This window comes from Sediminicoccus rosea (genome assembly GCF_033547095.1).
Taxonomy (GTDB): Bacteria; Pseudomonadota; Alphaproteobacteria; order Acetobacterales; family Acetobacteraceae; genus Roseococcus; species Roseococcus rosea.
The window spans coordinates 3505043-3528633 of the sequence record NZ_CP137852.1; the positions used below are offsets into that span (position 1 = coordinate 3505043).

General features: G+C 67.4%; 21 protein-coding genes. 8 read left to right on the forward strand and 13 right to left on the reverse strand.

Features of this window, described 5'->3' with window-relative positions:
• Positions 1 to 19: 19 nt before the first annotated feature.
• The gene (locus tag R9Z33_RS16945) at positions 20 to 1045 is read left to right on the forward strand and encodes a glycosyl hydrolase family 8 (RefSeq protein ID WP_318651664.1); all 1026 of its coding nucleotides are present in this window, start codon (positions 20 to 22) and stop codon (positions 1043 to 1045) included.
• A 70-nt stretch (positions 1046 to 1115) separates the two neighbouring features.
• On the opposite strand, the gene R9Z33_RS16950 is transcribed toward R9Z33_RS16945, so the two are convergent.
• Positions 1116 to 1940 carry a Bug family tripartite tricarboxylate transporter substrate binding protein gene (locus tag R9Z33_RS16950; protein WP_318647747.1) on the reverse strand — a complete coding sequence of 275 codons (825 nt, stop codon included), beginning with the start codon at positions 1938 to 1940 and terminating at the stop codon, positions 1116 to 1118.
• Here R9Z33_RS16950 and R9Z33_RS16955 point away from each other — a divergent pair.
• Genes R9Z33_RS16955 through R9Z33_RS16970 form a run of 4 tightly spaced genes read left to right on the forward strand, consistent with a single transcriptional unit; the run spans position 1939 to position 7848 of the window.
• Positions 1939 to 3894, forward strand: coding sequence for a hydantoinase B/oxoprolinase family protein (locus R9Z33_RS16955; RefSeq protein ID WP_318647748.1), 1956 nt, complete (start codon positions 1939 to 1941; stop codon positions 3892 to 3894). The genes R9Z33_RS16950 and R9Z33_RS16955 overlap by 2 nt on opposite strands.
• Complete coding sequence (locus R9Z33_RS16960) at positions 3891 to 5915, forward strand: hydantoinase/oxoprolinase family protein (protein ID WP_318647749.1); 2025 nt, start codon at positions 3891 to 3893, stop codon at positions 5913 to 5915. The genes R9Z33_RS16955 and R9Z33_RS16960 overlap by 4 nt, the downstream gene beginning before the upstream one ends.
• Positions 5912 to 6490 carry a cysteine hydrolase family protein gene (locus R9Z33_RS16965; RefSeq protein WP_318647750.1) on the forward strand — a complete coding sequence of 193 codons (579 nt, stop codon included), beginning with the start codon at positions 5912 to 5914 and terminating at the stop codon, positions 6488 to 6490. Before R9Z33_RS16960 ends, R9Z33_RS16965 begins: the two co-directional genes overlap by 4 nt.
• The gene (locus tag R9Z33_RS16970; protein ID WP_318647751.1) at positions 6487 to 7848 is read left to right on the forward strand and encodes an FAD-dependent oxidoreductase; all 1362 of its coding nucleotides are present in this window, start codon (positions 6487 to 6489) and stop codon (positions 7846 to 7848) included. Before R9Z33_RS16965 ends, R9Z33_RS16970 begins: the two co-directional genes overlap by 4 nt.
• Positions 7849 to 7978: 130 nt before the next feature.
• Here the strand turns inward: R9Z33_RS16970 and R9Z33_RS24775 are convergent, their stop codons facing one another.
• The 11 genes from R9Z33_RS24775 to R9Z33_RS17020 are packed head-to-tail and all read right to left on the reverse strand — an operon-like array spanning position 7979 to position 18982.
• Positions 7979 to 8671, reverse strand: a complete 693-nt coding sequence (locus R9Z33_RS24775) for a PilZ domain-containing protein (RefSeq protein WP_404830603.1) — start codon at positions 8669 to 8671, stop codon at positions 7979 to 7981.
• Positions 8598 to 9815, reverse strand: a complete 1218-nt coding sequence (locus R9Z33_RS16975; RefSeq protein WP_318647752.1) for a methyl-accepting chemotaxis protein — start codon at positions 9813 to 9815, stop codon at positions 8598 to 8600. Before R9Z33_RS16975 ends, R9Z33_RS24775 begins: the two co-directional genes overlap by 74 nt.
• 7 nt (positions 9816 to 9822) lie before the next feature.
• The gene (locus R9Z33_RS16980) at positions 9823 to 10191 is read right to left on the reverse strand and encodes a response regulator (RefSeq protein ID WP_318647753.1); all 369 of its coding nucleotides are present in this window, start codon (positions 10189 to 10191) and stop codon (positions 9823 to 9825) included.
• A complete protein-coding gene (locus R9Z33_RS16985) occupies positions 10188 to 10427 on the reverse strand; it encodes a hypothetical protein (protein WP_318647754.1) in 240 nt (79 codons plus the stop codon). The genes R9Z33_RS16980 and R9Z33_RS16985 overlap by 4 nt, the downstream gene beginning before the upstream one ends.
• On the reverse strand, positions 10424 to 12616 hold the full coding sequence (locus R9Z33_RS16990) for a chemotaxis protein CheA (RefSeq protein ID WP_318647755.1): 2193 nt from the start codon (positions 12614 to 12616) through the stop codon (positions 10424 to 10426). Before R9Z33_RS16990 ends, R9Z33_RS16985 begins: the two co-directional genes overlap by 4 nt.
• Complete coding sequence (locus R9Z33_RS16995; RefSeq protein ID WP_318647756.1) at positions 12613 to 12999, reverse strand: response regulator; 387 nt, start codon at positions 12997 to 12999, stop codon at positions 12613 to 12615. Before R9Z33_RS16995 ends, R9Z33_RS16990 begins: the two co-directional genes overlap by 4 nt.
• Complete coding sequence (locus R9Z33_RS17000) at positions 12996 to 13859, reverse strand: CheR family methyltransferase (protein ID WP_318647757.1); 864 nt, start codon at positions 13857 to 13859, stop codon at positions 12996 to 12998. Before R9Z33_RS17000 ends, R9Z33_RS16995 begins: the two co-directional genes overlap by 4 nt.
• Positions 13856 to 14431, reverse strand: coding sequence for a HEAT repeat domain-containing protein (locus R9Z33_RS17005; RefSeq protein WP_318647758.1), 576 nt, complete (start codon positions 14429 to 14431; stop codon positions 13856 to 13858). Before R9Z33_RS17005 ends, R9Z33_RS17000 begins: the two co-directional genes overlap by 4 nt.
• 3 nt (positions 14432 to 14434) lie before the next feature.
• Positions 14435 to 15511 (reverse strand): chemotaxis-specific protein-glutamate methyltransferase CheB, encoded by a 1077-nt coding sequence (gene cheB / locus R9Z33_RS17010; protein ID WP_318647759.1) that lies wholly within the window; start codon positions 15509 to 15511, stop codon positions 14435 to 14437.
• Between the two features lie 7 nt (positions 15512 to 15518).
• Complete coding sequence (locus tag R9Z33_RS17015; protein WP_318647760.1) at positions 15519 to 17012, reverse strand: chemotaxis protein CheW; 1494 nt, start codon at positions 17010 to 17012, stop codon at positions 15519 to 15521.
• 14 nt (positions 17013 to 17026) lie between these two features.
• Positions 17027 to 18982 (reverse strand): methyl-accepting chemotaxis protein, encoded by a 1956-nt coding sequence (locus R9Z33_RS17020; RefSeq protein WP_318647761.1) that lies wholly within the window; start codon positions 18980 to 18982, stop codon positions 17027 to 17029.
• A gap of 170 nt (positions 18983 to 19152) precedes the next feature.
• Here R9Z33_RS17020 and R9Z33_RS17025 point away from each other — a divergent pair, with 170 nt between their 5' ends.
• From R9Z33_RS17025 to R9Z33_RS17035, 3 genes are all read left to right on the forward strand, one after another.
• Positions 19153 to 19551 carry a hypothetical protein gene (locus tag R9Z33_RS17025; RefSeq protein ID WP_318647762.1) on the forward strand — a complete coding sequence of 133 codons (399 nt, stop codon included), beginning with the start codon at positions 19153 to 19155 and terminating at the stop codon, positions 19549 to 19551.
• A 91-nt stretch (positions 19552 to 19642) separates the two neighbouring features.
• The gene (locus tag R9Z33_RS17030; RefSeq protein ID WP_318647763.1) at positions 19643 to 21355 is read left to right on the forward strand and encodes a thiamine pyrophosphate-binding protein; all 1713 of its coding nucleotides are present in this window, start codon (positions 19643 to 19645) and stop codon (positions 21353 to 21355) included.
• 24 nt (positions 21356 to 21379) lie between these two features.
• Positions 21380 to 22066, forward strand: a complete 687-nt coding sequence (locus tag R9Z33_RS17035; protein WP_318647764.1) for a GntR family transcriptional regulator — start codon at positions 21380 to 21382, stop codon at positions 22064 to 22066.
• 12 nt (positions 22067 to 22078) lie between these two features.
• Here R9Z33_RS17035 and R9Z33_RS17040 read toward each other — a convergent pair whose 3' ends face one another.
• Positions 22079 to 23578, reverse strand: coding sequence for a tripartite tricarboxylate transporter permease (locus R9Z33_RS17040; RefSeq protein WP_318647765.1), 1500 nt, complete (start codon positions 23576 to 23578; stop codon positions 22079 to 22081).
• Positions 23579 to 23591: the final 13 nt, after the last annotated feature.

Consider the following 23591-nt stretch of genomic DNA (forward strand, 5'->3'; position numbering starts at 1 on the left):
CCGACGTGCCGTCCTTTCCATGCCAGCCATCTGTCTGGGGGGCTTTGCGCACGAACCCCAGGCGGCGCCAACGCCATGGGGTCACTTCAAGCAACGGTTTGTTGCTCCCTCCGGACGGGTCGTGGATAACGGCAATGCGGGAATTTCCCATTCCGAGGGCCAGGCCTGGGGAATGCTGCTCGCCACCATCCATGACGACAGGCCCACCTTCGAGCGCATCTTTCGCTGGACCCGAGCCAATCTCGCCATCCGCGGGGACCGCCTCCTGGCTTGGCGCTTCCGCCCGGTGGGCGGGGTGGATGACATCAACTCTGCAACAGATGCGGACATCTTTCACGCCTGGGCCTTGCTGCGCGCGGAGGAACGCTGGCCAGGCGAGGGCTATCGCGCCATGGCACTTGCGATCGCTCAGGACATCATCCGCGTCTCCTGCCGGCAGATCGACGGCCGGGTCGTCCTCATGCCAGGGGCCTGGGGCTTCGACCATGGCAACCACCTGGTCCTGAACCCCTCCTACTACGTCTTCCCCGCGTTGGAGGCCCTGGCCGCCGCCCACCCGCATCCGGCATGGCCGGCCCTGATCGCCGAGGGCGAGCGCCTGATGCTCGAAGCACGCCATGGTCGGTGGTCACTCCCGGCCGACTGGGTGGTACTGCGGCGTCGTGGCGGGGCCGTCGAGCCTGAGCCAGTCCGCGGCGACCGCTTTGGCGATGACGCGGTCCGGCTGCCCATCTACCTCGTCTGGTCGGGCCGCTGGCGGTCACCGCTGGTGCAACGCGTCGGCGCCTTCTGGGAGGATGCTGCCCACCCATACCAGCCTGCCTGGGTGACATTGAGCGACAATCGCATCGCGCCCTATTCGGCCAACCTCGGGCATGCCGCCATCCGCCGGCTGGTCCAGCCGGGCGGTGCCGTGGGGCAAGCCGTCGCTGGCGCCGCAAACGACCAAGGCTATTACAGCAGCAGCCTGGCCTTGCTGGCCGCCGCCGCAGCGGCGGAGGCGCCCGGCCGTGGCAGCGCGCGCCTCGCCGCGCTGCGCCCGTGAGACAGGGGAACAGCGCAGCAGCCTGGCCCCACGAACGCCACCGAGCCAGACCGCTGAAGCCGATACGGCGTCAACCTTCCTCGAAGCGCAGGTTCCGCGCGCGGATCACGGCGCTCCACTTCGCACCTTCTGCGGCCACGATCTGCTGCGCTCGCTCGGCGCTCGTGCCCTCGGCTAGGAAGCCGAACTCCTGGATGCGCGCCTGCACATCGGGCTGCCCCAGCGCGTGCAGCGCCACCTGGTTGAGGCGCCGCACCGCAGGATCGGGCGTCCGGGCCGGTACCCACCAGCTCACAAAGCTATAGGCCTCGAAACCCGGCAGGATCGTCTCGCCCAGCGTCGGCACCTCGGAAATGGCCGGCACACGGCGGCTCGTCGTGACCGCCAGCGCGCGCAGCCCCCCCTGCCGAATCTGCCCCAGCGCTGCGGCGAGGTCGGCGAACATGAAGTCCACCGTGCCAGCGCGGATGTCGGTCAGCGCCGGCGCCGTGCCGCGATACGGCACATGCGTAACTTGCGCGCCGCTGAGGTTGGCATAGAGCTCGGCCGCCATCTGGTGGGGCGTGCCGATCCCAGCCGTGGCATAGGTGAAGCGGCCCGGACTGGCGCGCAGCGCGCGGTCCCACTCAGCCACGTTCTGCGCCGGGAAATTCTCCCGCACAACGAGCACGAGCGGCGTGACGGTGAGGATCGAGACCGGTCGGAAATCCTCAATCCGGTATCCGGGCTCGCGCGACATGAAAGGTGCCAGCACCGCCGAGATGGCGGCCAGAAAGACCGCATGCCCATCGGCCGGTTGTTGCGCCGCGTAGCGGGCACCCACCATGCCACCGGCGCCAGGGCGGTTTTCCACCACCATGGGCTGGCCCAGCATCTGCTGTACATGTGGCGCCATGGCGCGCGCCAGGATGTCAGGGCTACCACCGGGGGCGAAGGGATTGATCAGTCGAACCGGCTGGCTGGGCGCCCACTCCCCTCCCCCCGCTTGGGTAGCGCCCTGGGCCAAGGCCGGGCCGGCCAGAAGGGTTGGCGCGAGCAGGGCGACGCGGCGGGTGATGGGGTGCATCAATGGACTCCATGTCATCTCGCTGGTGCTACTGGAGCGAAGTTCCACGCAATGCAAGCAAGGTTTTCCGGGGGCTTGCACCACGCGGCGGGTCATGACAGTCCCGCCATATGAAACCGCAAGATCCCCGCGCCCGATGACGCCGCCCGATCCCGTGACGCTTGCCATCCTCAAGGGGCGCCTCGAACAGATCGCCGACGAGATGGACGCGACGCTCTATCGCAGCGCCTTCAACCCCATCATCGCCGAGGCGCGCGACGCATGTCATGGAATTTATCACCCTACCAACGGCGACACGCTGGTGCAGGGCACGCAGGGCCTGCCGATCTTCGTCGGCGCCATGTCCTTCGCCGTGCGCGCCGTGATCGATAAGGTCGCGCGCGAAGGCGGCCTCGATGCGGGCGACACCTTCCTCTTCAACGATCCCTATGCCGGCGGCACGCATCTGAACGATTTCCGCCTCGTGCGGCCCGTCTTCCATGAAGGGCAGCTTTTCTGCTGGCTCGCCAGCGTCGGCCACTGGCTCGACATCGGCGGCAATGTGCCCGGCAACTTCAACGCACGCGCCACGGAGAGCCATCAGGAGGGCGTGCGCATCCCGCCCGTGAAGCTGATCCGCGCCGGCCGGCTCGACCAGGACATTCTCGACATCCTCGCCGCCAATTCGCGCGTGCCGCAATCCAATTGGGGTGACCTAAACGGTCAGCTCAACGCGCTCGACCTCGGGCAGCGCAGGCTCGATTCGCTGCTCGGCGAATATGGTGCCGCGGTGCTGGAGGGCGCATGGTCGGCCTTGCTTGACCGCGCCGAGGCGCTGATGCGTGCCGAGATCAAGGCGCTGCCGGACGGATCCTATGCCTTCGAGGATTTCCTCGACAATGATGGCATCAGCGACGTGGCCCTCCGCATCGCGCTCGACATGACAGTGGAGGGAGATGCCCTGCATCTGGATTTCTCGCGCAGCTCGGACGCCTGCGCGGGCCCGCTCAACATTGCGCGTGCCACCGCCATCGCCTGCTGCTATGTGGCGCTCAAGCACGCCTTCCCCGAGGTACCGGCCAATGCAGGCGTGCTGCGCGGGGTACGTTTCACCTTGCCCGGGAGCTCCCTGCTCAGCGCCGAGGCGCCGCGGCCAGTCGGCGGCTATACCGAGACCATCCTGCGGGTGATCGGCGTCGTCTTCGGTGCGCTGGCCCAGGCCGATCCGTCGCGCGCGACGGCGGCACCCTTCGGCACGATCAACGCGCTCTCGATGGCCGGCACGCGCGGCAATGGCTCGCGCTTCGTGCTCTTTTCTTTCTTCGGCGGCGGGCTCGGCGGCAATCCGGAGGGAGACGGTTTGACGCACGCCAACAACCCCATCAGCACCGCAACCATGCCGCCCGCCGAAATCCTGGAGGCCGCGCATCCGGTGATGTTCACGCAATGGGCGCTGCGCCCGGACAGCGCGGGCGCCGGCCGGCATCGCGGCGGCCTTGGCGCGATCTACGAGATCGAAACCCTGGCTTCCGGCACGACGGAGGTCTTCCTCCTGGGCGAGCGTGGCCGCTTTGCGCCCTTCGGCGTCGAAGGCGGTGGCCCAGCCGCGCTGAACCGCTTCAGCTGGACCGAGGATGGCACGACCTGGCACACGCCGCCCCTCGCCAGCAAGATCGTCGGCGTCACACTGCCGAGCGGTGGTCGGGTCCGCCTTGAGACGCCCGGCGGCGGCGGCTGGGGGGACCCGAGCGAACGCGATCCCGAAGCCCGTGCGCAAGACCTTCGCCAGGGTTATGTGGCATGAGTGCGATCATCGGTGTGGATGTCGGCGGTACCTTCACCGACCTCTTCCTCTTCGAGGCCGTAAGCGGCGCATTCCGCATCGCCAAGGTCCCCTCGCAGCGCGGTGATGAGGCGACGGGGTTCCTCCAGGGCCTCTCGGCGCTGGGCGATGTCGCGGCCTTCGGTGCCATCGTCCACGGCACCACCGTCGGCACTAACGCGCTTCTGGAACGCAAGGGCTGCCGCCTCGGCGTCATCACCACCCAAGGCTTCCGCGATGTGCTGGAGATGCGCCGGCGCGATCGCCCGCGCGCCTGGGGCCTCTGGGGCAATTTCACCCCCATCGCAGAGCGCGCTTTCCGCCGCGAGGTGCCCGAGCGCACGCTGGCCGATGGCAGCATCCACACCCCGGTGGACCTAGATGCCGTGCGCGAGGCGGCCGCTGCTCTGCTGGCCGAGGGGGCGGAGGCCGTCGCCCTTGTCTTCATCAACAGCTACGCCAACCCAGCCAATGAGCGCGCGGCGGCCGAGGTGCTGCGCGCCGCCTGGCCCAACGCGCATGTCAGCGTCTCCAGTGAAATCCTGCCCGAGATCCGCGAGTTCGAGCGCGCGAGCACGACAGCGCTGAACGCCTATCTCCAGCCCAAGGTGGCCGATTACCTCGAGCGGCTGGAAGGCGCCCTGGCCAGACGGCATTTCGCCGGGCGCTTCCACATCGTGCAGTCCAATGGCGGCATCATGTCCACCGCGCGAGCGCGCGCGACGCCGGCACGCACAGCCCTCTCCGGCCCCGCTGCGGGGGTAATCGCGGCGGCGGCCATCGCGCGCGCGGCGGGCTTCGCCAATGTCATCACGGGCGATCTCGGCGGCACCTCCTTCGACGTTTCGCTGGTCGTGGAGGGCGAGATGGCGCTGGCCGCGCAGACCACGGTTGATTTCGGCCTGGTGATCCGCAGCCCGATGATCGAGATCACCACCATTGGCGCGGGCGGGGGTTCGATCGCCCGGGTGGATGCGGGGGGCCTCCTGCAGGTCGGCCCAGAGAGTGCCGGCAGCCGCCCCGGCCCGGTCTGCTACGGTCAGGGCAACACGCGGCCCACGCTGACAGACGCGAACCTGGTGCTCGGCCGCATTAACGCGGCGCGGCCGATCGGCGGGGCGCTCGCCCGGCTCGACCTGGAGGCGGCGGAGGCGGCGATCCTCGAACATGTGGGCACGCCGCTCAGCCTGGACGCCGCCAGCGCAGCAGAGGCCATCATCCGCGTCGCCAATGCTCGCATGGCGGGCGCGATCCGCCTCGTCTCCATCGAGCGCGGGCACGATCCAGGCGAGTTCGCGCTGCTGCCCTTCGGCGGCGGCGGCGCACTGCATGTGGGCGCGCTGCTGCGGGATGTGGGGCTGCGTGCGGCGCTGGTGCCGCGCTTCCCTGGCATCACCTCGGCCATGGGCTGCGTGCTGGCCGACGTGCGGCACGACGCGACGCGCACGCTCAACCTCGACCTCCAGGGGCTCGACGCCAATGCACTCAGCCGCCACCTGTCGGACGCCGCAGCAGCCACCCGCAGCGTGGTCGAGGACGCAGGCCTGCCGCTTACCGGCATCGAAAGCGTGTTTGAGCTCGACATGCACTATGTCGGCCAGACCCACACCGTCGCCGTCCCGCTGCCAGGCGCCGAGGTGACGGAGGCGATCATCCGCACCGCGTTCGAGGCCACCTATGGCCGCGCCTTCTCACGCCTGCTGCCCGGCATCGGCGTGCGCATCCTGGGCAGCCGCGTCACCGCCATCGGCCGGCGTCCCGCCTTCGACATGGCTGCCCTCGCTCCGCCCGCCACCGGCCGCACAACGCCGATCGAGGAGCGGCAGGTGCGCTTCGACGGCGCCTGGTGGCCCACACCGGTCTATGCGCGGCTCGAATTACCCGCTGGCCATGTGGTGCAGGGGCCCGCATTGCTCGAGCAGGCCGACACTACCATCCTCGTTGAACCCGGCCTGAGCGCGCGCACCGACACGCTCGGCAACCTGATCCTGGAGCGTGCATGAAGGACACCGCCCTGCTCCTCTGCGATTTGCAGAACGATTTCCTACACGCCAGGGGTGCCTATGGCCGCGCAGGCCAAGGTGCCGCCGCCATCGCAGCCCTGCCGATGCGCCTTGCACCGCTCGCGCGGCACGTGCGCGCGGCAGGCGGTGTCGTCATCTCCACGCATTTCACCCTGGTGCCGGGACGGGATGGCGAGCCAATGGTGGACCCGCATCTCCGGCGGCTGCGCCCCTTCCTCGCGCGCGGGGATTTCGCAGCCGGCGGCTGGGGGCACGCGCTGGTAGATGAATTGCAGCCGGCGGATTTCAGCGTGGAGAAGGTGGCCTATTCAGCCTTTCACCAGACCCGTCTCGAATGGGTGCTGCGCAAGGCTGGCATCACACGGCTTCTTGTGTCCGGAATCGTCACCAATGGCGGCGTCACCTCCACGGCGCGCGATGCCCATGTGCGTGAATACGAGGTGACCATCGTAAGCGATGGCTGCGCCGCCTTCAGCGATGTGCTGCATGAGACGGCGCTCGCCAGCCTCGCCTCGATCGCGGGCATCGCGACCGTCTCGGAGGTGATAGGTTGAGCGTCCTGCGCGGATCGGCAAGGCCGGAATTCACCACGCCCGTGCTCGTGATCGGCGGTGGGGCAGCCGGGCTCGTCGCAGCGCTGGCGGCTGCCGAGCTGGGGGCGGAAGTGGTGGTGCTGGAGCGCGACGCTCTGCCGCGCGGGTCCACCGCGCTCTCGGCCGGACTGATCCCGGCAGCGGGCACGCGCTGGCAGAGGGCTCTCGGCATCACCGATGACGCCGCGAGCTTTGCGGAGGACATCCAGAAGAAAGCAGGCCATGCAGCCGATCCGCGCGCCGTGGCCGCCATCACGCAGGCAGCAGGATCCACCCTCGAATGGCTGGCGGACCGCCATGGGCTCGATTTCTCGCTGGTGCATGACTTCGACTATCCCGGCCATCGCCACCGCCGCATGCACGGCCTGCCGAGCCGCGCTGGCGCCGAGTTGATGGACGCTCTGCTCACGGCAACCGGGCGCGCCGGCGTTACGCTGCTGACCGGCGCCACGGCCACGCAGCTCTACGCGAATGAGAGGGATGCCGTGCGCGCCGTCATCCTCTCCCGTCCCGATGGCAGCACGGAGCTGGTAGGATGCGAGGCGCTGATCCTCGCCTGCTCCGGCTATGGCGGCGATACCACGCTGGTCGCGCAGCACATCCCCGAGCTCGCACAGGCTGTCTATTTCGGCCATGCCGGCAATCGCGGCGACGCGCTGCGCTGGGGTGAGGCGCTGGGCGCGGCAACGCGACACCTGAGCGGCCACCAGGGCCATGGCTCGGTCGCGCATCCGGCAGGCATCCTGGTGACCTGGGCGGTCATCATGGAGGGCGGCTTCCAGGTGAACCAGTTCGGGCAGCGCTTCTGGAACGAAGCCTCCGGATATTCGGAAGCGGCGGCGGTGGTGCTAGCGCAGCCAGGTGGCGTCGCCTGGAACATCTTCGATGCGCGCATCGCCGGCATCGCCAGGCAATTCGAGGATTTCCGGCAGGCCGAGGCACATGGCGTAATCCTCACCGCCGAAACGCCCGAGGCGCTGGCACAACGTATCGGCCTACCGGCGCTGGAGTTGCCGCCTGCCGAAGGAACGGATGCGTTCGGGCGCAACTGGTCGGCCACACTGCCGCTCGCCACGCCCTTCCATGCGGTACGGGTCACGGGTGCGCTCTTTCACACCCAGGGTGGGCTCGTCGTGGATGAAGCGGCGCGCGTATTGCGACCAGATGGGCGCCCGCTCCCCAACCTCTTTGCCGCTGGTGGTGCTGCCTGTGGCGTCTCGGGACCGCTCGCCTCGGGCTATCTCTCGGGCAACGGGCTGCTGACGGCGGTGGTGCTGGGCCGCCTCGCCGGCCAGGCCGCCGGGCGCCTGACAGGATGAGCCAGATGATGCGGCATCGCAAAGAACGAGGGAGCGGCACGTCATGTGACTTGGATGGGATCAGCAACGGCTCCGCCAGCAATCTGCCGCGAGAATGGAAAATAGCACGGGACTAGCGCGGCTCGCTCCCTTACGGCGGCCTGCCCGACAGTCGGTGAGCGCCATTGCAACTCACGGTCAGGGCCTGGAGTTGCTGCTCCAGTTCATCGAGGCCCATACCCTCGAGGTCGAATCGGATATGCAGGCCCGTGGCCGGGCTCGCACCTACGATCGTGAAGGGCACGGGCAGGTTCAGGCCAGGCACAAGAAGCAGGCCACGCCGCCCCAGGGCCTCATGCCTCCCATGCGTCAACCGGGCGCCCCCGCGCGAGAGATCATGCAGCCGCGTCGGCTCACGCACTGCTTGATGCCAGACGATCTCCGCCGGTCTATCCACCGGAATGCGCGGATACCGACGGCGCTCCATCCCCACGCCTAGTGGCAAGCCGGGCAATGGCGCAACCTGTGCCGACCCGACCGACGCGCGTGCCACCGAGGGAGCGGCCCCTGCCTCCGACGGGTCTGGGCGTGAGCGTCGCTGGTGGAGCAACCAAGCTGCCACGCCCGCGAAACCAAGGGTGAGCAGGAGCGAGGCCGTGGCGGAGCCATTCTCCGGGCCCGCAAGGATGATGGTGAGAAGCTGCCCGCCGAAAGCGAAGCAGAGCGTCACCGGAAGCCAGATCGTCCAGCCAATACGCATGCCGCCCCCGTCAGAACAGCTCCACCGCAGGCCCGCCTGAGCCCGAGGTGTTGCCATGCACAAGACGCTGGCCGTGCATGACATAGGATTCCTCCATGCGTCGCAGAAGAGTGCTTTCGACGCTCTCCACGGAGCGCCGCTCGTGCAGAGCTTCTGCGAGCCAGCCAGCGTGCAGGCCAAGTCGCTCGATGGCCTCCCCAACCTGCTCCAGCCGCTGGCGGACAATGTCCTGGAACTGCATGGCGCCGAGGGCCTGCGTGATGTGTCCGCCAATCCCCTGCCCGTGCAGCCCGGTCGATTGGAGGGCAATCGTCGAACCGGATGCCATGCGCTCAAAGGCCAGAACTGCCCCTGCCGCCTGCTGCCGGGCTGTATCCAGCAGCGAATGATCCGCAGCGGTATCCAGCGCGTCCGACATCCGCGCCCGCATCAGATCGCGCAAGCGCGCAAGGCCCGAAGTCACGCCCTCCGCCACCTTTGTCGTCTGGCCGGCAAGCTCACGCACCTCCTGGGCAACGACCGCGAAGCCCTTGCCCGCCTCACCGGCGCGCGCAGCCTCGATGGTGGCGTTCAAGGCCAGCAGCCTCGTCTGCTGTGCGATGCTTCCGATGTCGCTGATGGCCCGCGTGAAGCCCTCTGCCTCCTGTGCGATGCGCTCATAGATTGCACGGTCGCCCTCGATTTGTGCACTGCGGACGGAGAGTCGATCACGCAGTTGCTCCATCGCTTCGCGCATGCCTTCCACATCCTCCTGGCCCGCCTGGTTGAGCCGGGCTCCGGCTTCCTCCGCCTTGGCGAGGTCCTCCATCAAGGCTCTCGTCGCCCCCTCCAGTGCGTTCAGTTCCTGGATCAGGCCGAGGGCGGCGCCCTCGGTGTCGGCGATCGCACCATTCACCTGCGCGTGCAGAATGCCAGCGACCTCCCGGTAGCGTTCCAACTCGGCCGCGACGGCCGGCGCAGAGGGCGGGGGCGGCGGATGCTCGATCGTGGCTGGCGTCCGCTCCGCAATCGCGACAGGCGCCGGCGGCGGGCCGGCGCGTACGAGCAGGGGAAGCATCGCTGTCGCGAAGGCGCCGGCAGCCAACAGATCGGCTAGGATTGTCGGGCCGAACAACGCGCGCGCGGCGCTGGCGGCAGACATGCTCAGAAGCGTGCCGAGCGCCAGCGCTGCCAGAATGCGACTTCGTATCGGGGCTGGGGAGCCCTGGGGCAGCGCGTCGAACAGCATGTTTCGATCAGACCGGCGCGACCTGACGCAGCACCTCAATCAGCTTGTCAGGCGCCACAGGCTTCACGAGCCACCCGGTGGCTCCGGCCGCACGCGCCTCGTCGCGCCGCGTCTGCTCCGACTCGGTCGTCAGCACCAGGATGGGCAGGAAGCGATACGCCGGGAGCTTGCGCATCTCCCGCACCAGCGCGGCCCCGTTCATCCCCGGCATGTGGTAATCCGTGATCATCGCCCGCAGCGGCGGCGCGGCCTTGAGCTTGGCCAGCGCCTCTTCCGCACTCGCCGCCCTCTCAACGGGCTGGCCGGATTGGTTCAGAACGCTGGCCATGCTGGCGAGCATGGTTGGGCTGTCATCCACAAGCATTACGGGCTTCATGCGGGCACCTCGGCAGGAAGTGGGGAAAGCAAAGCAGCGAGGATCGGGTCGGGCGGCGGCGCGGCACAGCGTGGCCGGGACACAAGCAAAACCTGGAGCACAGCGCTGTGAATCGCCTCGCAGGCAGAGAGATCGACCACGGCATCCGCCGTCGTGCGGAGCCATTCCGCCAGCGCTTCCGCTTCCTCGATCGCGACATGGCTGCAGAGGCGCGCTAGCGCGCCGTCCATCATCATGGGCATAGGCCAACGAGCTCCGGCAGGTCGAGGACAAGCAGCACCCGGCCGTCACCAAGCAAGGTGGTGCCGGTGACACCCTGCAGGCCCACAAGGACACCCTCCAGCGGCTTAACGATTGTCTCCATCACCTCCTGGAAGGTGGAAACAACAATACCAAGCCGCTCGCCATTCAGGCGGACAACGAGGATCGCTTCCTCCTCCGGCTGAGGGCCCGCAGGATCGGGCAGGTCGAGGAGGCGCGAGAGGCGCAGCAGGGGCACCACACGGTCGCGCAGCACGAAGACATCCGACCTGCCAATGCGGCGCACCAAGCGGCGGGGCACGCGAACCGTCTCCACAACAAGTGCCATCGGGACCCCAAACAGGCGTTCGCCACAGGCCACCGTCATGATGCGCGTGATCGCCATGGACAGCGGCAACGCAACCTCGACTGTCGTACCCTCGCCCTTTCGCGACGAGAGGCGCACGCGGCCACCTGCCCGCTCAATGGTGCTGCGGACCACATCCATGCCGACACCGCGTCCCGACAGATCCGATATCGCTGCGGCGGTCGAGAAGCCGGGCAGGAAGATCAGATGAAAGGCTTCCTCCTCCGTCATCGTCGCGGCGCGTTCCGCCTCCAGCAGTCCCTTCTCAACGGCCTTCGCGCGCAGCGCGACCGCATCGAGCCCTCGACCATCGTCGCTCACCCGGATCACGACGTGATCGTTCTCCTGTTGGGCGGTGAGGCGCAGAATTCCGTGCTCCGGCTTGCCGGCAGCCTGCCGCTCGGCGGGAGCCTCGATACCGTGGTCGAGGCTATTGCGGACCATGTGAATGAGTGGGTCCGCCATGGCCTCAATCACAGTCTTGTCGGCCTCCGTCTCAGTGCCATCGAGGTGCAGCTCAACCTGCTTGCCGAGACGCCGTGCGATGTCGCGAACCAATCGCGGGAAGCGCTGAAACACGTGATCCACCGGCAACATGCGGACAGACATGATGGCCGCCTGCATATCCTCCGCGATCCGGTTGAACAGGGCGTGGCGATCCTTGATCTCGCGCGCCAGTTGGCGCGGCGGCAGCTCGTCCTCGGCCGCACGGCGCGCCAGCCAGGCGAGGGCGTTCTTCGCCACCACCAATTCGCCGATCAGGTTCATCAGCACGTCTACCTTACCTTGCTCGACGCGCAACATCGCGGGAGCAACGACACGCATGGAATCGGCCGCCGGCATCGGCGGGATTGGTGTTGGCGATTCCTGTGGGGCCAGCATGGCGCGGAGCGCCGCGCGCAGCCCAGCGACATCCTCCGGCAGGCTTGCGGGGCGCCCCGCCGTCGTGAGGGCGCGACGTGCAACCGCGCGTGCCGCTGCAAGGCGCCCTGGCGCGACTGGATCAGGACTGGGAGCAGCGTCAAGCAGGCGAAGCTGCGCGGCAAGGATGGCGCGCCACACCTCGCTCTCGCGCGTCGCAGCCCCCCCGGCTAGAGGAGCGAGGCACACCTGGTCCGGCACATAGCGGAAGAGTTCCGCCGCTTCGGCCGGAAGGCAGCGCGCCAGGGCAAGGTAACGGAGGTTGGAATGGTAGGGATCGAGCGCCTCGAGGTCTGGCCAGGATGCCAGCGGCTCCACATCCATCCAGATAAGGCCGGGCAGCTGACGTACGAGCCCGAGCGGATCCTCACCGCGGAAGAAGCAATGGGCATCCGGAGTATAGGTGACCGCGAGGAGGCCATCGGTGGGCAGGGCTCCGGCGCGCGCAAGCCAATCAGGCGGCGGTGCAAGGAAGAGGCCGGCCGCCGCATCCTTGGTTTTGGTCCCCATCAGCTCAGCAAGCCGATGCACCAGGGTCTCGGCGATGGCGCCTGCGTCGCCACCAAGCAGTCCATCACTTGCCAGGCTATCTACCCAGCGCCCTGTTTGGTCGAGTGTATCGAGCACCACATCGGCCAGCGCCGGGGTCAGCATCACGCGGCCCGCCTGGGCGGCACCCAGCAGGTCCTCCATTGCGTGCAAACTGCGCGTAACGGGCGCGATCTCAAACAGTCCGGAAGTGCCCTTCAGGGTGTGCACCGCACGAAACAGTGCGTTCATCACTACCGGGTCACCGGGCCTCCGCTCGAGCTCGAGAAGGCTGCTGCCCGCCTGCTCCAACAGATCCCGCGCCTCCGGGATGAATTGCGCGAGCAGTGGATTATCGAGCAGCGTCACCGCGGAAGCTCCGCCATGGCGTGAGCGAAGGCCGAAAGCCGCTCGGGCCGGACTGGTTTCACAAGGAACAGGTTGGCGCCCGCGGCGAATCCTCGCTCGGCATCGCGCGGTTCACGCTCGGTACTGATCATAATGACAGGCGTTGCCGCCAGGCTGGCTTCCCCGCGAAGCCGCTCCACAAGCGTGTAGCCGTCCATCCCAGGCATGTTCACGTCCACCAGAAGCAATCCAAACGGCTCCGCCGCAACCAATGCCCTCTCCAGCGCCTCCACGCCGTCCCTCGCTTCCTGCACCGCGAAGCCGGCCTCTTCGAGGACACTGCGGTGGAACTTGCGCATAGTGGTGGCATCGTCCACCACCAACACGGGCGAAGGTGCGGTCATGCGAAGGGCCTCTGATAGACGATGGCATCCACGCATTTCCGGACAGTGAAGAGCGACGACATCCGGCTCATGGATTCCGAGTGCCCAAGGCAGAGGAAGCCGCCGGGGCGCAGGCTGTCGTACAACGCCTCCGCCGCTTGCCGGCGCGAAGAGTCGTCGAAGTAGATCAGCAGGTTTCGGCAGAAGATCACGTCGTAGCGCCCGCGGTGAGCGCGCATGCACGCCGCATCCGCCAGGTTGACCGTAGTGAAGCTCACTGCGTCACGAAGCGCGCGGCCAATCCGCCACCTGCCCTTACCCGTGGTCTCGAAATGCCGCTCCAACATCGCCGCCGGCAGGTTCTGCACCGCGCGCGCCTCATAAACGCCCTGACGCGCCTGAGCGAGCACACGCGTGTCAATGTCCGAGCCAGTGATCTCCACCTCGACCACTTCAAGATCGGGCCAGTTCTCGATCAGATGAAGGGCAATGGAATAGGGTTCCTCTCCGGTCGAGCAGGGCAGCGACCAGATACGTAGCCGCTCGCCAGGGCGGGCCTTCGTCAGCGCGGGCAGCAACTCCTGGGCGAGGCAGCGAAACTGGTACTCTTCCCGATAGAAGTAGGTCTCGTTCACCGTCATCGCGTTGACGACCTGCTGTAACTCAGCTCCATCCGGATCCTCAAAGCGCAGAGCCAGGAGATACGCGCGCAAGCTCGGCGCGCCGGTCGCATCCAGGCGCTCCTGAAGACGCCGGTCCAGGAAGTAGCGCTTCGCATGCCCGAACTGGATCCCTGTTCGGCGATAGAAGAAATCCTGGAACCGCGCGACATCCTCCTCCGGAAAGCCGGATGCAGGTGGCTGTGCCGAGAGGTGGGTCACACCTCCTCTCCGATCGCGTCGATCGCCAGCGCCACGGCGAAGCCGAGGCCAGGTTCATCCACAAAGCGCCCACGAAGCGCCGCCAGCGCCGCCACGTCGTTCGGAGCGCCGATATGCGCCATGGCCTCCACAGCAGCGAGGCAGACATTCGCGTCCCCCTCCTGATCGAGCAGTGCGATGAGAAGGCCACGCGCCGCTGGCGTGGCGATGCCTCCGAGCGCATTGGCGGCAAAGATCCGCACGTCGGGATTCGCGGATTCCAGCGCCGCTCCCAGAGCCGGAAGCCCCACCTCGCCGCATCGCCGCAGCGCCAGGATCGCGTCGTTGCGCAGGGCGGCGTCATCCGAAGCAAGTATGGCCACAAGGCGCACCGCAACTGCGGCTTCGCCGAGCGCACCGAGCCGCGTAAAGATGGCATGTCGAACACCTGCATCTTCCTCGGTCCCCAGGCGAGCGAAGAGACAGTCAGCCTCCATGCTGTCGGCCACGGCAAGCCGCCGCTCGCCCGGATCGACGCTGTCGAGCGCTGGAACAGGTGTGAATCGAGGCTTCGACGGGCGAGCAAACGGCATGGTTCAGCGCCCCCGCCGCGCCCAGGCTTGGAGCTGCGTACTCACGCGCTCCGCCGGCAGCACGACTTCCGCACCTCCGCGCCGGATCAGCTCGGCAGGCATGCCAAAGACCACCGCACTCTCCTGTGATTCTGCGATGGTGCGTCCCCCACGCTGACGCAATTCCGCCATGGCGGCAGCACCGTCATGACCCATGCCCGTCAGCAGCACTCCGGTAAGTTGCGGTGCGGGCATGATCTGCATGGCGGTCATCACCAGCCGATCAGCACTGGGATGCCATAGTGAATCATCGGCCGGGACACTGTTGACGACGATGCGCCCGAGACGCCGCTCCAGCACCACATCAGCATCACCCCGACCGATATAGATGCTGCCGGCAGCGAGCGGCATCGGCGCATCCACCTCCCGTACCGCAAGCGCGCAGACACCATCCATGCGCCGCGCGAAGACGCCGGTGAAGCTGGAAGGCATGTGTTGCGCCACGACGACCGGATACGGATAGTCGGGCGGCAACGTCGGAAGAATTTCCTCGAGCGTGCGTGGTCCGCCTGTCGAGACGCCCACGAGCACGACGCCGGCCACCCCCACGCCCGCCGGCGGCCGAATCACACCGCGACACTCGAGGTCCCGCCGACGCGCAGAGACGCGCGCGCGCAACCCCACCACACGACGCGGCCTGGCGTAGGCTGCAGCGCGCACCTTGCTCAACAGCATGGTCCGGATACGATCAATGGAGAGCGAAACGGTCCCGTCGGGCTTCGGCACGAAATCGACCGCGCCTAGTTCCATCGCGCGCAAGGTGACGTCAGCCCCCTCCTCGGTCAGCGAGGAGACCATGACGACGCGCGCCGGCGCACCGCCCTCCATCAGCCTCTCCAGGCAGGAGATCCCATCAAGCTCCGGCATATTGACGTCGAGCGTCACTACGTCCGGCTCGAAGCTGCGCACTTGCTCCAACGCCTCGCGTCCATTGCGCGCGAAGGCCAGGGTGAATCCTCCCTCTGCCTCGAAGATCTGACGGATGTGCTTGCGCATCAGCGCGCTGTCGTCCACCACGAGAAGACGGATCGCCGGCGTCATAGCTCCCTCATGCCGCCTTGAGCGCCGCGACCTCGCGCGCATCCAGCAAGCAAGACGCCTCCAGGATGAGCACCATGCGCTTCGCTTCGGTCAGGTTGGCCACGCGCGGAATGAGGTCAGTCTGCCGAGCTGACAATGCGGGGGCCGGCGCTATGGCCGAGTGTGGAATTTTCAGCACTTCCAACACCTGGTCCACGATGAATCCAGTTCGGCTTCCGCCAATGCCCAGGACCATGATGCGCTGCCGCTCATTTCGCTCCGCCTGGGCCAGGGCGAAGCGGCGTCGCTGGTCCACCACCGGCAGGACAGCTCCGCGCAGATTGATCACGCCCTCGATGAATTCGGGCGTCTGCGGCACATGGGTGAGTTGCTCAGGTACGCGGAGGATCTCCTGTACCGCCTCGATCGGCAGGCCGTACTCCTCTCCGGCGAGGCGGAATACGACAAACTGCCCCTCTTCCTCCATAGCCATAGGTTGCATCTGCTCCGCCATGCGATCCTCCCGGCCGGCTCCGGCCGCCTCCAGCGCGGACCGCATGAGGCCCGCCTCGAACATGCGCGTGGGGGACAGGATACTGACCAACCGCCGCCCACCCTCCAGCCGGCAGATCGCATCGAGATGACCCGAGCCGCCGGAAAGCAGCGGCGGGAGTGGATCAACCACGGAGCGCTGCACGCGCAGGACCTCCTTGACGCTGTCCATCACGAGGCCGATCGAGAGCTGCGGCTGCCCCGGCACCGCAGTAACCAGCACGCGGGCACTGCTGTCGGGCATAACATCCGGCTCCCCGAACAACACACGCAGCGAGACGAGTGGCAGAAGCCGCTCCCTCAGGGTCATGAGGCCCAGGATGTGGTGGCCCGCCCCCGGCACTCGCACCATATCGAGCGGGAGTTGAACAATTTCCTGCACCTCGGCGATCGGGACCGCATATTCGGCGCCAGCCGACACAAAGCTGACGAGTTGCAATTCCTCCTGTGCCGCCGCTTCAGTACGATCCTCATCACCAAGCACCTGGCCCGCGCGGTCCGAGCCTCCTGCGCGCGGCGTGTTGCCGATCCGCAACAGCCGCGCCACGTCCAGCAGCAACACCATGTGGTCGCTGCGCTTGACCACGCCACGCAAGAGACCTGAGCCTGCGCCCTGCGCGAGTTCCGGCGCGGCCTCGATCTCCTGGGACTCTGCCGTCATCACTCGGCCCATCTGGTCCACGACGAAGCCTAGGGTCGCGCCTGATTGCTGGACGACGACGACGCGCGTCGCTTCGTCAACCGCCTGATCGGCGGCGCCGAAGGTCCGGCGGAGGCTCGTGACCGGCAGGATGCCGCCGCGCAGATTGGCGATGCCATGCAGGGCCGGCGGGCTGTGCGGCACCTCGACCAAGCCGGGCATGCGGATGATCTCCTGCACTTCCGCCATCGGAAGCCCATAGAGTGATCCATCCACATGGAAAGTGACAAATTGGCGCGTCGGATCACCGAGTTCCGCGGTCTCAACCATGGAGCTGCCCCTGCTCAGACGGTGTCGGCGGTCTGCAGCTCATCGGCGAGGGAGGCAATTTCCTCCACGGCCGATGCGAGCTCCTCTGCACCTTTCGACTGCTCACGCGCCGCCTGGGCCGCCTGCTGGGCTCCCTGGGAAGCCTGCGCTGCCGCAGCCGCCACCTGTTCGACGCTGCGCTTGGCCTCCTCGATGTTGGAGAGGATTTCGCTAGCGCCAGCCGCGATGGTCCGGTTGCCATCCAGAACGATACCCATGTCCCCCGCCACGGCGGCCAGATTTTCGGTGATGGCGCGATTCTTCTCCACCTCCGCCTTGGCGAGCGACGCCGTATCCTCGAGATCGCGGCGAACCGACACGATCTGATCCTGGACCGACTTCACCAGATCCTTGATGCGCTCGGCATTCTCGGCGCTATCGCGGGCCAGGTTGCGAATATCGGTCGAGACGACCATGAAACCCTTGCCGAACTCGCCGGCCCGGGCCGCCTCGATCGAACCGTTCACAGCGAGCATGCTCGTCTGGATCGAGACAGTGGTGATCGCGTCCACGATCTTATCGATGCGGCGGCTGACCTGCTCAAGCGCGTTGATCTGCTCACGCGACGCATCGTTGTCGCGCACAGATTGCTCGACGCCCGCCACCATCTGCTCCACGGCGGCCGCGTTCTGCGACAAGCGCGTGGTCATCTCCTCCCCCTTCTCCAGGGCCTGGGCGGCCCGCTGATTCGAGAGATTGGCCCCACGCTCGATCTGGGCGAGCGCCGCCGAGGATTGCTGCGTGGCTGCAGATTGCTGCTGCGCACCCCGGCTGATCTGCTCGATCGCCGTCATGATCTCACTGGCGGCCCGGTTGATCTCCTCCACAGCTGCGGAGAGTTCCTCCGCCGCGGACGCGACCTCTTCGGCGCTCTTTCCAATGTCGGTGCTGTTTTTGAGGTCGTCGGCGAGTTCAGAGAGTTCGCCCGCGGCGCCCTCGCTCTGGCTCAGCGCCGTGGTTTGCTGCTCGACGGTTTTCACCGCCTCCTCGCAGGCGGCCGACTGTTCCTGCGCGGCGGCGGAGATGGCCTCCGCGCCCTTCTGGGCTTCGCCGGCAGCGCCCTCGGCCTCCGCGGCAGACGTGCGGATCTCCAGTGCGCCGGCGACGATGATGCCCATATCGCTACGAATGCGCTCCAGCTGCTCTGCGACGGCGCTGCCGTTATTGGCCTCCTGCTGTGCCATGGAAGCGGAGGCATTGATGCCCTGAGCGATAAGCTTCACATCGGATTGAATCTGCCCGACCAACTCCTGGATGTCGCGGGCGCTTTTCTCTGAGGTTTCGGCCAGGGTGCGCACTTCGTCCGCGACCACGGCGAAGCCCTTGCCGTGCTGCCCGGCCCGGGCGGCCTCGATGGCAGCATTCAGCGCCAAAAGGTTCGTCTGATCCGCGATATGGGCGACCGCCTTGACGATCTCGCCGATATTGGCGGCCTGGCGGTCCAGCTCCTCGACCATACCGACGGAGGCGGTCTGGCGCTCAGCAGCGCGACCCACGGAGGCGACCGAAGCTGTGATCTGCCCATTCACCGCGCCGAGCAGGTCTCGCAGCGCCTCCGTCTTGTCGAAAGAAAGCCCGGCAGCTGTCGCGGATTGGCGGATGGCAGCTGAGATCTGCGTGACAGCGCGCTGCGACTGTTCGGCGGCGGAGGCTGCCTCTGCCGCACCCGAAGCGATCTCCGTCATTGCCTTCCGCAGTTGTTCCGAGGCGGAGGCTGCTTCGGCGATACCGGACGAGACCTGAGTGGTGGCGGACGCAACGCGCTCAGCCGCCTTCTGCTGGCGAGCGAAGGTCCGCTGACGACGCTTCGGCTCCTCCCTCGGGACACCGGGTGGCGCGGTCGGTCGCTTGGGCGCCCACTGCGCCGCCTTGCCGTTCATGTGGCCATTGGTTTTGGAGGGTGCGTGGCCGCTGGCGGCGATGAAGGGCATGGCGATTCCTCGTTGCAGAGGAAGCCGGTCGTAACGAGAGAGGATTAAGTTTTCGTTTCAGCCTGCCCCGATCCCTTGGCGGGATGGCCAGGGCGGCAGGCACGAGTCTTCCAGCGCTTGCCGCTGGCGGGCATCATTCTGCAGAGGCTTGGAGGTCCAGGATGCGGTGGATGTTCGCTTTCGTGACTGCAGCCCTCGCGTTCGCAACGGCCGTGCACGCCCGATCGACTTTTATTTCCTGCACTATCGTGGCCACGGAAGGCAATCTGAGCCTCACCCCGAGCGACAGCCTGGAGGTGGAAATCCTTGATGGGTCGGTGCGCCGCATCCTGGCAACGACGCCGGGGCGGGCCAGCAGCATCACCGATTTCGTCCCAGTGCACCGAGGAGCCTCGGTACGCAACGTCGCTGCACCGGACATCGAACGGCCGGGATCGGTTCGGAGCATCCTCAACCTTGCCCTGCTGCAAGATGGCGGGACTGTGCTTCTCTTCACCTCCATCGTGAGCTCCGCAGCACCTCATGACGCGCCCCAGACACGCATGACCACCTTGCGCTGCCCTGGTTGAAGATGTGGTTGCGTCCCTGCGCCCCCGGCGCGGACTGGACCGTGCTGATACGTGATATATCTTATGCGCCTCATCGGCTGAGGAGCCCCGCATGCCCGTCAAAGCCCTGCTCGCGGAACCTACGGCTGTACCAGATGCGATCGCCCTCGTGCTGGAGGAGGCAGGGATTGATCTCGTCTTCGGCATCTCCGGCGGCCATACCGGCACGGTCTTCAGCGCGCTCTCGCGTCGGCAGAATGCCATCCGCACCGTGCTGGTGCGCGAGGAATCACTCGCCGGCGTGATGGCAGAGGTCTATGGGCGCCTCACCCGCAAGCCCGGCGTCATCCTCGGCCAGGGCCCCTGGGTTCTCGGCAATGGACTGATCGGCACGATAGAGGCGCTGCTCTCCTCCTCCCCCATGCTGCTGCTGACCGATTTCAGCGACACGCCCGCATTCTCCCTGCACGGTCCTTACCAGTCCGGCACGGGCGACTATGGCTCCTGGGATGCACGCCAGAGCTTCGGCGGCGTGACCAAGCAGGTGTTCTCGGCACTTGATCCAGGCCAGGCCGTGCAGGCGACGCAGCTTGCCATCAAGCATGCCATGGCCGGCCAGCCCGGCCCCGTCGCGGTGCTGCTTTCCCTCGCGGCATTGATGGGGCAGGTCGGCCCCGAGACCCGGCCGCGCCTCTACCCGACCGCGCACTACCTCCCGCCCCGCCCGATGGGGGCAGATCCGACCGCCATCGAGCGCGCGGCTGCGCTGCTGTCGCGCGCGGAGAAGCCCATCATCGTGGCGGGAAATGGCGTGCGCATCGCCCAGGGCTATGCGGAGCTCGTGGCGCTGGCCGAGCGGCTTGGCGCGCCCGTCGTCACCACGCCCTCCGGCAAGGGCGTTCTGGCCGAGACGCATCCACTGGCCCTCGGCGTCTTCGGCACCTATGGGCTGCCGGCCGCCAATGCCGCCGTCTCCGACGCGGACACCGTGCTGGTCATCGGCTCAAAGCTCACCGCCTCGGACACCGCGCGCGAAAATCCGGCCCTGCTCGATCCCACACGGCAAGTTTTTGTGCAGGTCGATGTCGAGCCGCGCAATGCCGCATGGACCTTCCCGGCCGAGCACCAGCTCATCGGCGACGCCGCCGCCATCATGCGCCAACTGGCGGAGGCCCTGCCCACACGGGCGGCGCGAGCGGGCGAGGCGCGGGTGACAGCCCATCGCGACGCCCATGGCTGGTTCGATGAACCCGCCTATAGCGCCACTGACGCCCCGCTCATGCCGCAGCGGATCATCGCCGGCCTGCATGCGACGCTGCCCGAGGATGCCATGGTGACCTGTGATGCGGGCGAGAACCGCATCTTCATGATGCGTTTCCTACAAGCGCGCCGCGCTGGCCACTTCCTCCAGGCGGCAGGAGCCGGGCCGATGGGCTTCGCCATTCCCGCCGCGCTCGCGGCCAAGCTGATCCATCCCGAGCGGCAGGTGGTGGCGGTGTGCGGCGATGGCGGCTTCGCCATGACGATGAACGGGCTGATGACCGCGCTCGAGCATGATCTGCCCATCGTCGTCGTGGTCTTCAACAACAGTGCGCTCGGCTGGTCACTGCATTCGCGCGGCCCCTTCGCCGCCGAGTTCAGGGATTTCGACCACGCCGCCATCGCGGAGGCGATGGGCTGCCGCGGTTTCCGGGTGGAGAAGCCGGTTGAGCTGGAGCCCGCGCTGCGTGCGGCGCTAACCGCGGGCGTGCCAGCCGTAGTGGATGTGCGCACTTCGCTCGCCACGTCCTACCTCGATGTGACATCACCCCTTGCAAAGAGCTGAGGAACAATGCCAATCCCGGCCGCCATGACGAAGGCGAAGGACAAGGCGCGGTCGCCCGCGTTGGAACAGGTGGTGCGCGCAAACTTAGGCGCTCAGGCGCATGGCAAGCTGCGCAAGGCGCTCTCCACCGGGGAGTTGCGCCCAGGCGAGCGCCTGAACGGCCGAGCGCTCGCCGCGCGGCTCGGCACCAGCTTAACGCCGGTGCGCGAGGCGTTGCTGCAACTGGTGGCCGAGGGCGCGCTGGAAATGCAAGCCGGGAAGGCCTTCACCGTGCCGGTGCCCACCCGCGCCGCCTATCTAGAATTGCGCGACCTGCGCCTCGTGCTGGAGGGCATGGCGGCGGAACGCGCAGCGGTGGCCATCAGCCCCCTGGCCCTCACGCGCCTCGCTACCGCGCACCGCAAGCTCTGCGCCGCGAAGGAGAGGGGCGATTTCGCCGGCGCGCTGCGCTGGAACGAGGAGTTCCATCTGGGCCTCGCCGCCGCCGCTGGCATGCCGCGCCTGCTGCGCCTGGTCGAGGGGCTGTGGATCCAAAGCGGCCCCTTCCTGAATGATTTGCGCGCCGACTGGCCGCACACGGTGGCCGAGCCGCACCCGCATCTGCTGGTCTTGCAGGCGCTGGACGCGCGCAACGGGCAGGCCGCCGCCGCCGCCATCCGGCGCGATATCCTGGAGGGCGGCGAAGGGCCGTTACGTCGGCTGGAGGGCTGATCTCCCCCCCCCTCAGCTCCCGCTATCCTGCACCACTGCCGGCCGCCGACGGAACACCAGTCCACTCAGGAGCACAAGCAGCGCCACGACTAGGAACCCAAGCGCGATAGGGTGGTTCACGATCTCCGTGAGGTCGCCGTCGGCGATCAGCAACGCCTGGCGCAGCGAGCGTTCCAGGGTCGGGCCCAGCACATAGGCCAGCACCAGCGGCCCGAGGTCGAAGCCCCCGCGGCGTAACACAAAGCCGAGGATGCCGAAGATCACCGCCAGCAGCACGTCGAAGCCATTGAGTCCGGTGCTCCAGGTGCCAATGACGCAAACCAGCAGAATTGCCGTCGCCATGAAGCGACGCGGCACTTCCAGCGCGCGGACGAAAAGCCCCACGAAGGGCAGGTTCAGGATCAGCAGGACCACATTGCCCATGTACATGGAGGCGATGACACCCCAGTAGAGCTCCGGCTGGCGTTCCATGATCATCGGCCCGGGCTGCACCCCATGTACCAGCAGCGCGCCCAGCAGCAGCGCGGTGACGGCATTGGCCGGGATGCCGAGTGTCAGCAGTGGAATGAAGGCGCCGGCCGTGCCGCTGTTGTTCGCACTCTCCGGCCCCGCAACACCCTCGATGGCGCCCTTGCCGAACTGCTCCGGATTCTTCGAAAGGCGCTTTTCGATGCCGTAGGAGAGGAAGGAGGCGAGCACGGCGCCGCCGCCCGGCAGCAGGCCGATCAGGAAGCCCAGCACCGAGCCGCGCGCGATGGGCATGGCGCTGCGCCGCCATTCCTCGCGATTGGGCATGAAGCCGAGCAGGGTGGAAGGCGGGCGCAGGATCTCGGCGCGCTTCTCTTTGCCGAGCGCCAGGAAGAGCAACTCCGAAAGGCCGAACAGGCCAAGCGCCAGCGGTGCGATGTTGATGCCGTCCACCAGGGCGGGCACACCGAAGGTGAACCGCGGCGCGCCGTTGATGGGATCAAGGCCGACGAGACCGAGGAACAGCCCGAACAGCGCCATGAGCGCCGCCTTGGCAACGCCCGAGGCGGCAAAGAAGGCAATGAGCGAGAGGCCCGCCAGCATCAGCGCGGCGTATTCCCAGGGGCCGAAGGCGATCACCAACTCGGCCAGCGGCGGCGACAGCAGCATCACGCCCAGGATGCCGAAAGTGCCCGCGATGAAGCTGCCGATGGCGGCGATGCCGAGCGCCGCGCCGGCCCGGCCATTGCGCGCCATGGCATGCCCATCGAGGCAGGTAACGACCGAAGACGCCTCGCCCGGAATTCGCATCAGCACCGAGGTGATGGTCCCGCCATAGGCGACGCCATAGTAGATACCTGCCAGTAGGATGATGGCACCCGTTGGATCGAGCTTCAGGCTGATCGGCAGCAGCAGTGCAATGGTGGTCGCGGGGCCGAGGCCCGGCAGCACGCCCACCAGCGTGCCTAGCACGGCCCCCAGCACGCAGAGCCCCATATTCTGCGCGGTGAGCAGCACGCCGAAGCCCTGAATCAGCCCGTCCATCATCGCGCGCGTG

What these genes read in the sequence shown, in the direction of transcription:
- R9Z33_RS17040 (WP_318647765.1), bottom strand. Translation starts at nt 23,578, where the DNA reads ATGGACGGGCTGATTCAGGGCTTCGGCGTGCTGCTCACCGCGCAGAAT.
- R9Z33_RS16995 (WP_318647756.1), bottom strand. Translation starts at nt 12,999, where the DNA reads ATGACCGCACCTTCGCCCGTGTTGGTGGTGGACGATGCCACCACTATG.
- R9Z33_RS16950 (WP_318647747.1), bottom strand. Translation starts at nt 1,940, where the DNA reads ATGGCGCCACATGTACAGCAGATGCTGGGCCAGCCCATGGTGGTGGAA.
- R9Z33_RS16975 (WP_318647752.1), bottom strand. Translation starts at nt 9,815, where the DNA reads ATGCTGTTCGACGCGCTGCCCCAGGGCTCCCCAGCCCCGATACGAAGT.
- R9Z33_RS16965 (WP_318647750.1), top strand. Translation starts at nt 5,912, where the DNA reads ATGAAGGACACCGCCCTGCTCCTCTGCGATTTGCAGAACGATTTCCTA.
- R9Z33_RS17035 (WP_318647764.1), top strand. Translation starts at nt 21,380, where the DNA reads ATGACGAAGGCGAAGGACAAGGCGCGGTCGCCCGCGTTGGAACAGGTG.
- R9Z33_RS17020 (WP_318647761.1), bottom strand. Translation starts at nt 18,982, where the DNA reads ATGCCCTTCATCGCCGCCAGCGGCCACGCACCCTCCAAAACCAATGGC.
- cheB (WP_318647759.1), bottom strand. Translation starts at nt 15,511, where the DNA reads ATGACGCCGGCGATCCGTCTTCTCGTGGTGGACGACAGCGCGCTGATG.
- R9Z33_RS16985 (WP_318647754.1), bottom strand. Translation starts at nt 10,427, where the DNA reads ATGATGATGGACGGCGCGCTAGCGCGCCTCTGCAGCCATGTCGCGATC.
- R9Z33_RS17025 (WP_318647762.1), top strand. Translation starts at nt 19,153, where the DNA reads ATGTTCGCTTTCGTGACTGCAGCCCTCGCGTTCGCAACGGCCGTGCAC.
- R9Z33_RS24775 (WP_404830603.1), bottom strand. Translation starts at nt 8,671, where the DNA reads ATGTCATGCACGGCCAGCGTCTTGTGCATGGCAACACCTCGGGCTCAG.
- R9Z33_RS17015 (WP_318647760.1), bottom strand. Translation starts at nt 17,012, where the DNA reads ATGGTTGAGACCGCGGAACTCGGTGATCCGACGCGCCAATTTGTCACT.
- R9Z33_RS16960 (WP_318647749.1), top strand. Translation starts at nt 3,891, where the DNA reads ATGAGTGCGATCATCGGTGTGGATGTCGGCGGTACCTTCACCGACCTC.
- R9Z33_RS17005 (WP_318647758.1), bottom strand. Translation starts at nt 14,431, where the DNA reads ATGCCGTTTGCTCGCCCGTCGAAGCCTCGATTCACACCTGTTCCAGCG.
- R9Z33_RS16955 (WP_318647748.1), top strand. Translation starts at nt 1,939, where the DNA reads ATGGCGCGCGCCAGGATGTCAGGGCTACCACCGGGGGCGAAGGGATTG.
- R9Z33_RS16945 (WP_318651664.1), top strand. Translation starts at nt 20, where the DNA reads ATGCCAGCCATCTGTCTGGGGGGCTTTGCGCACGAACCCCAGGCGGCG.
- R9Z33_RS17030 (WP_318647763.1), top strand. Translation starts at nt 19,643, where the DNA reads ATGCCCGTCAAAGCCCTGCTCGCGGAACCTACGGCTGTACCAGATGCG.
- R9Z33_RS16980 (WP_318647753.1), bottom strand. Translation starts at nt 10,191, where the DNA reads ATGAAGCCCGTAATGCTTGTGGATGACAGCCCAACCATGCTCGCCAGC.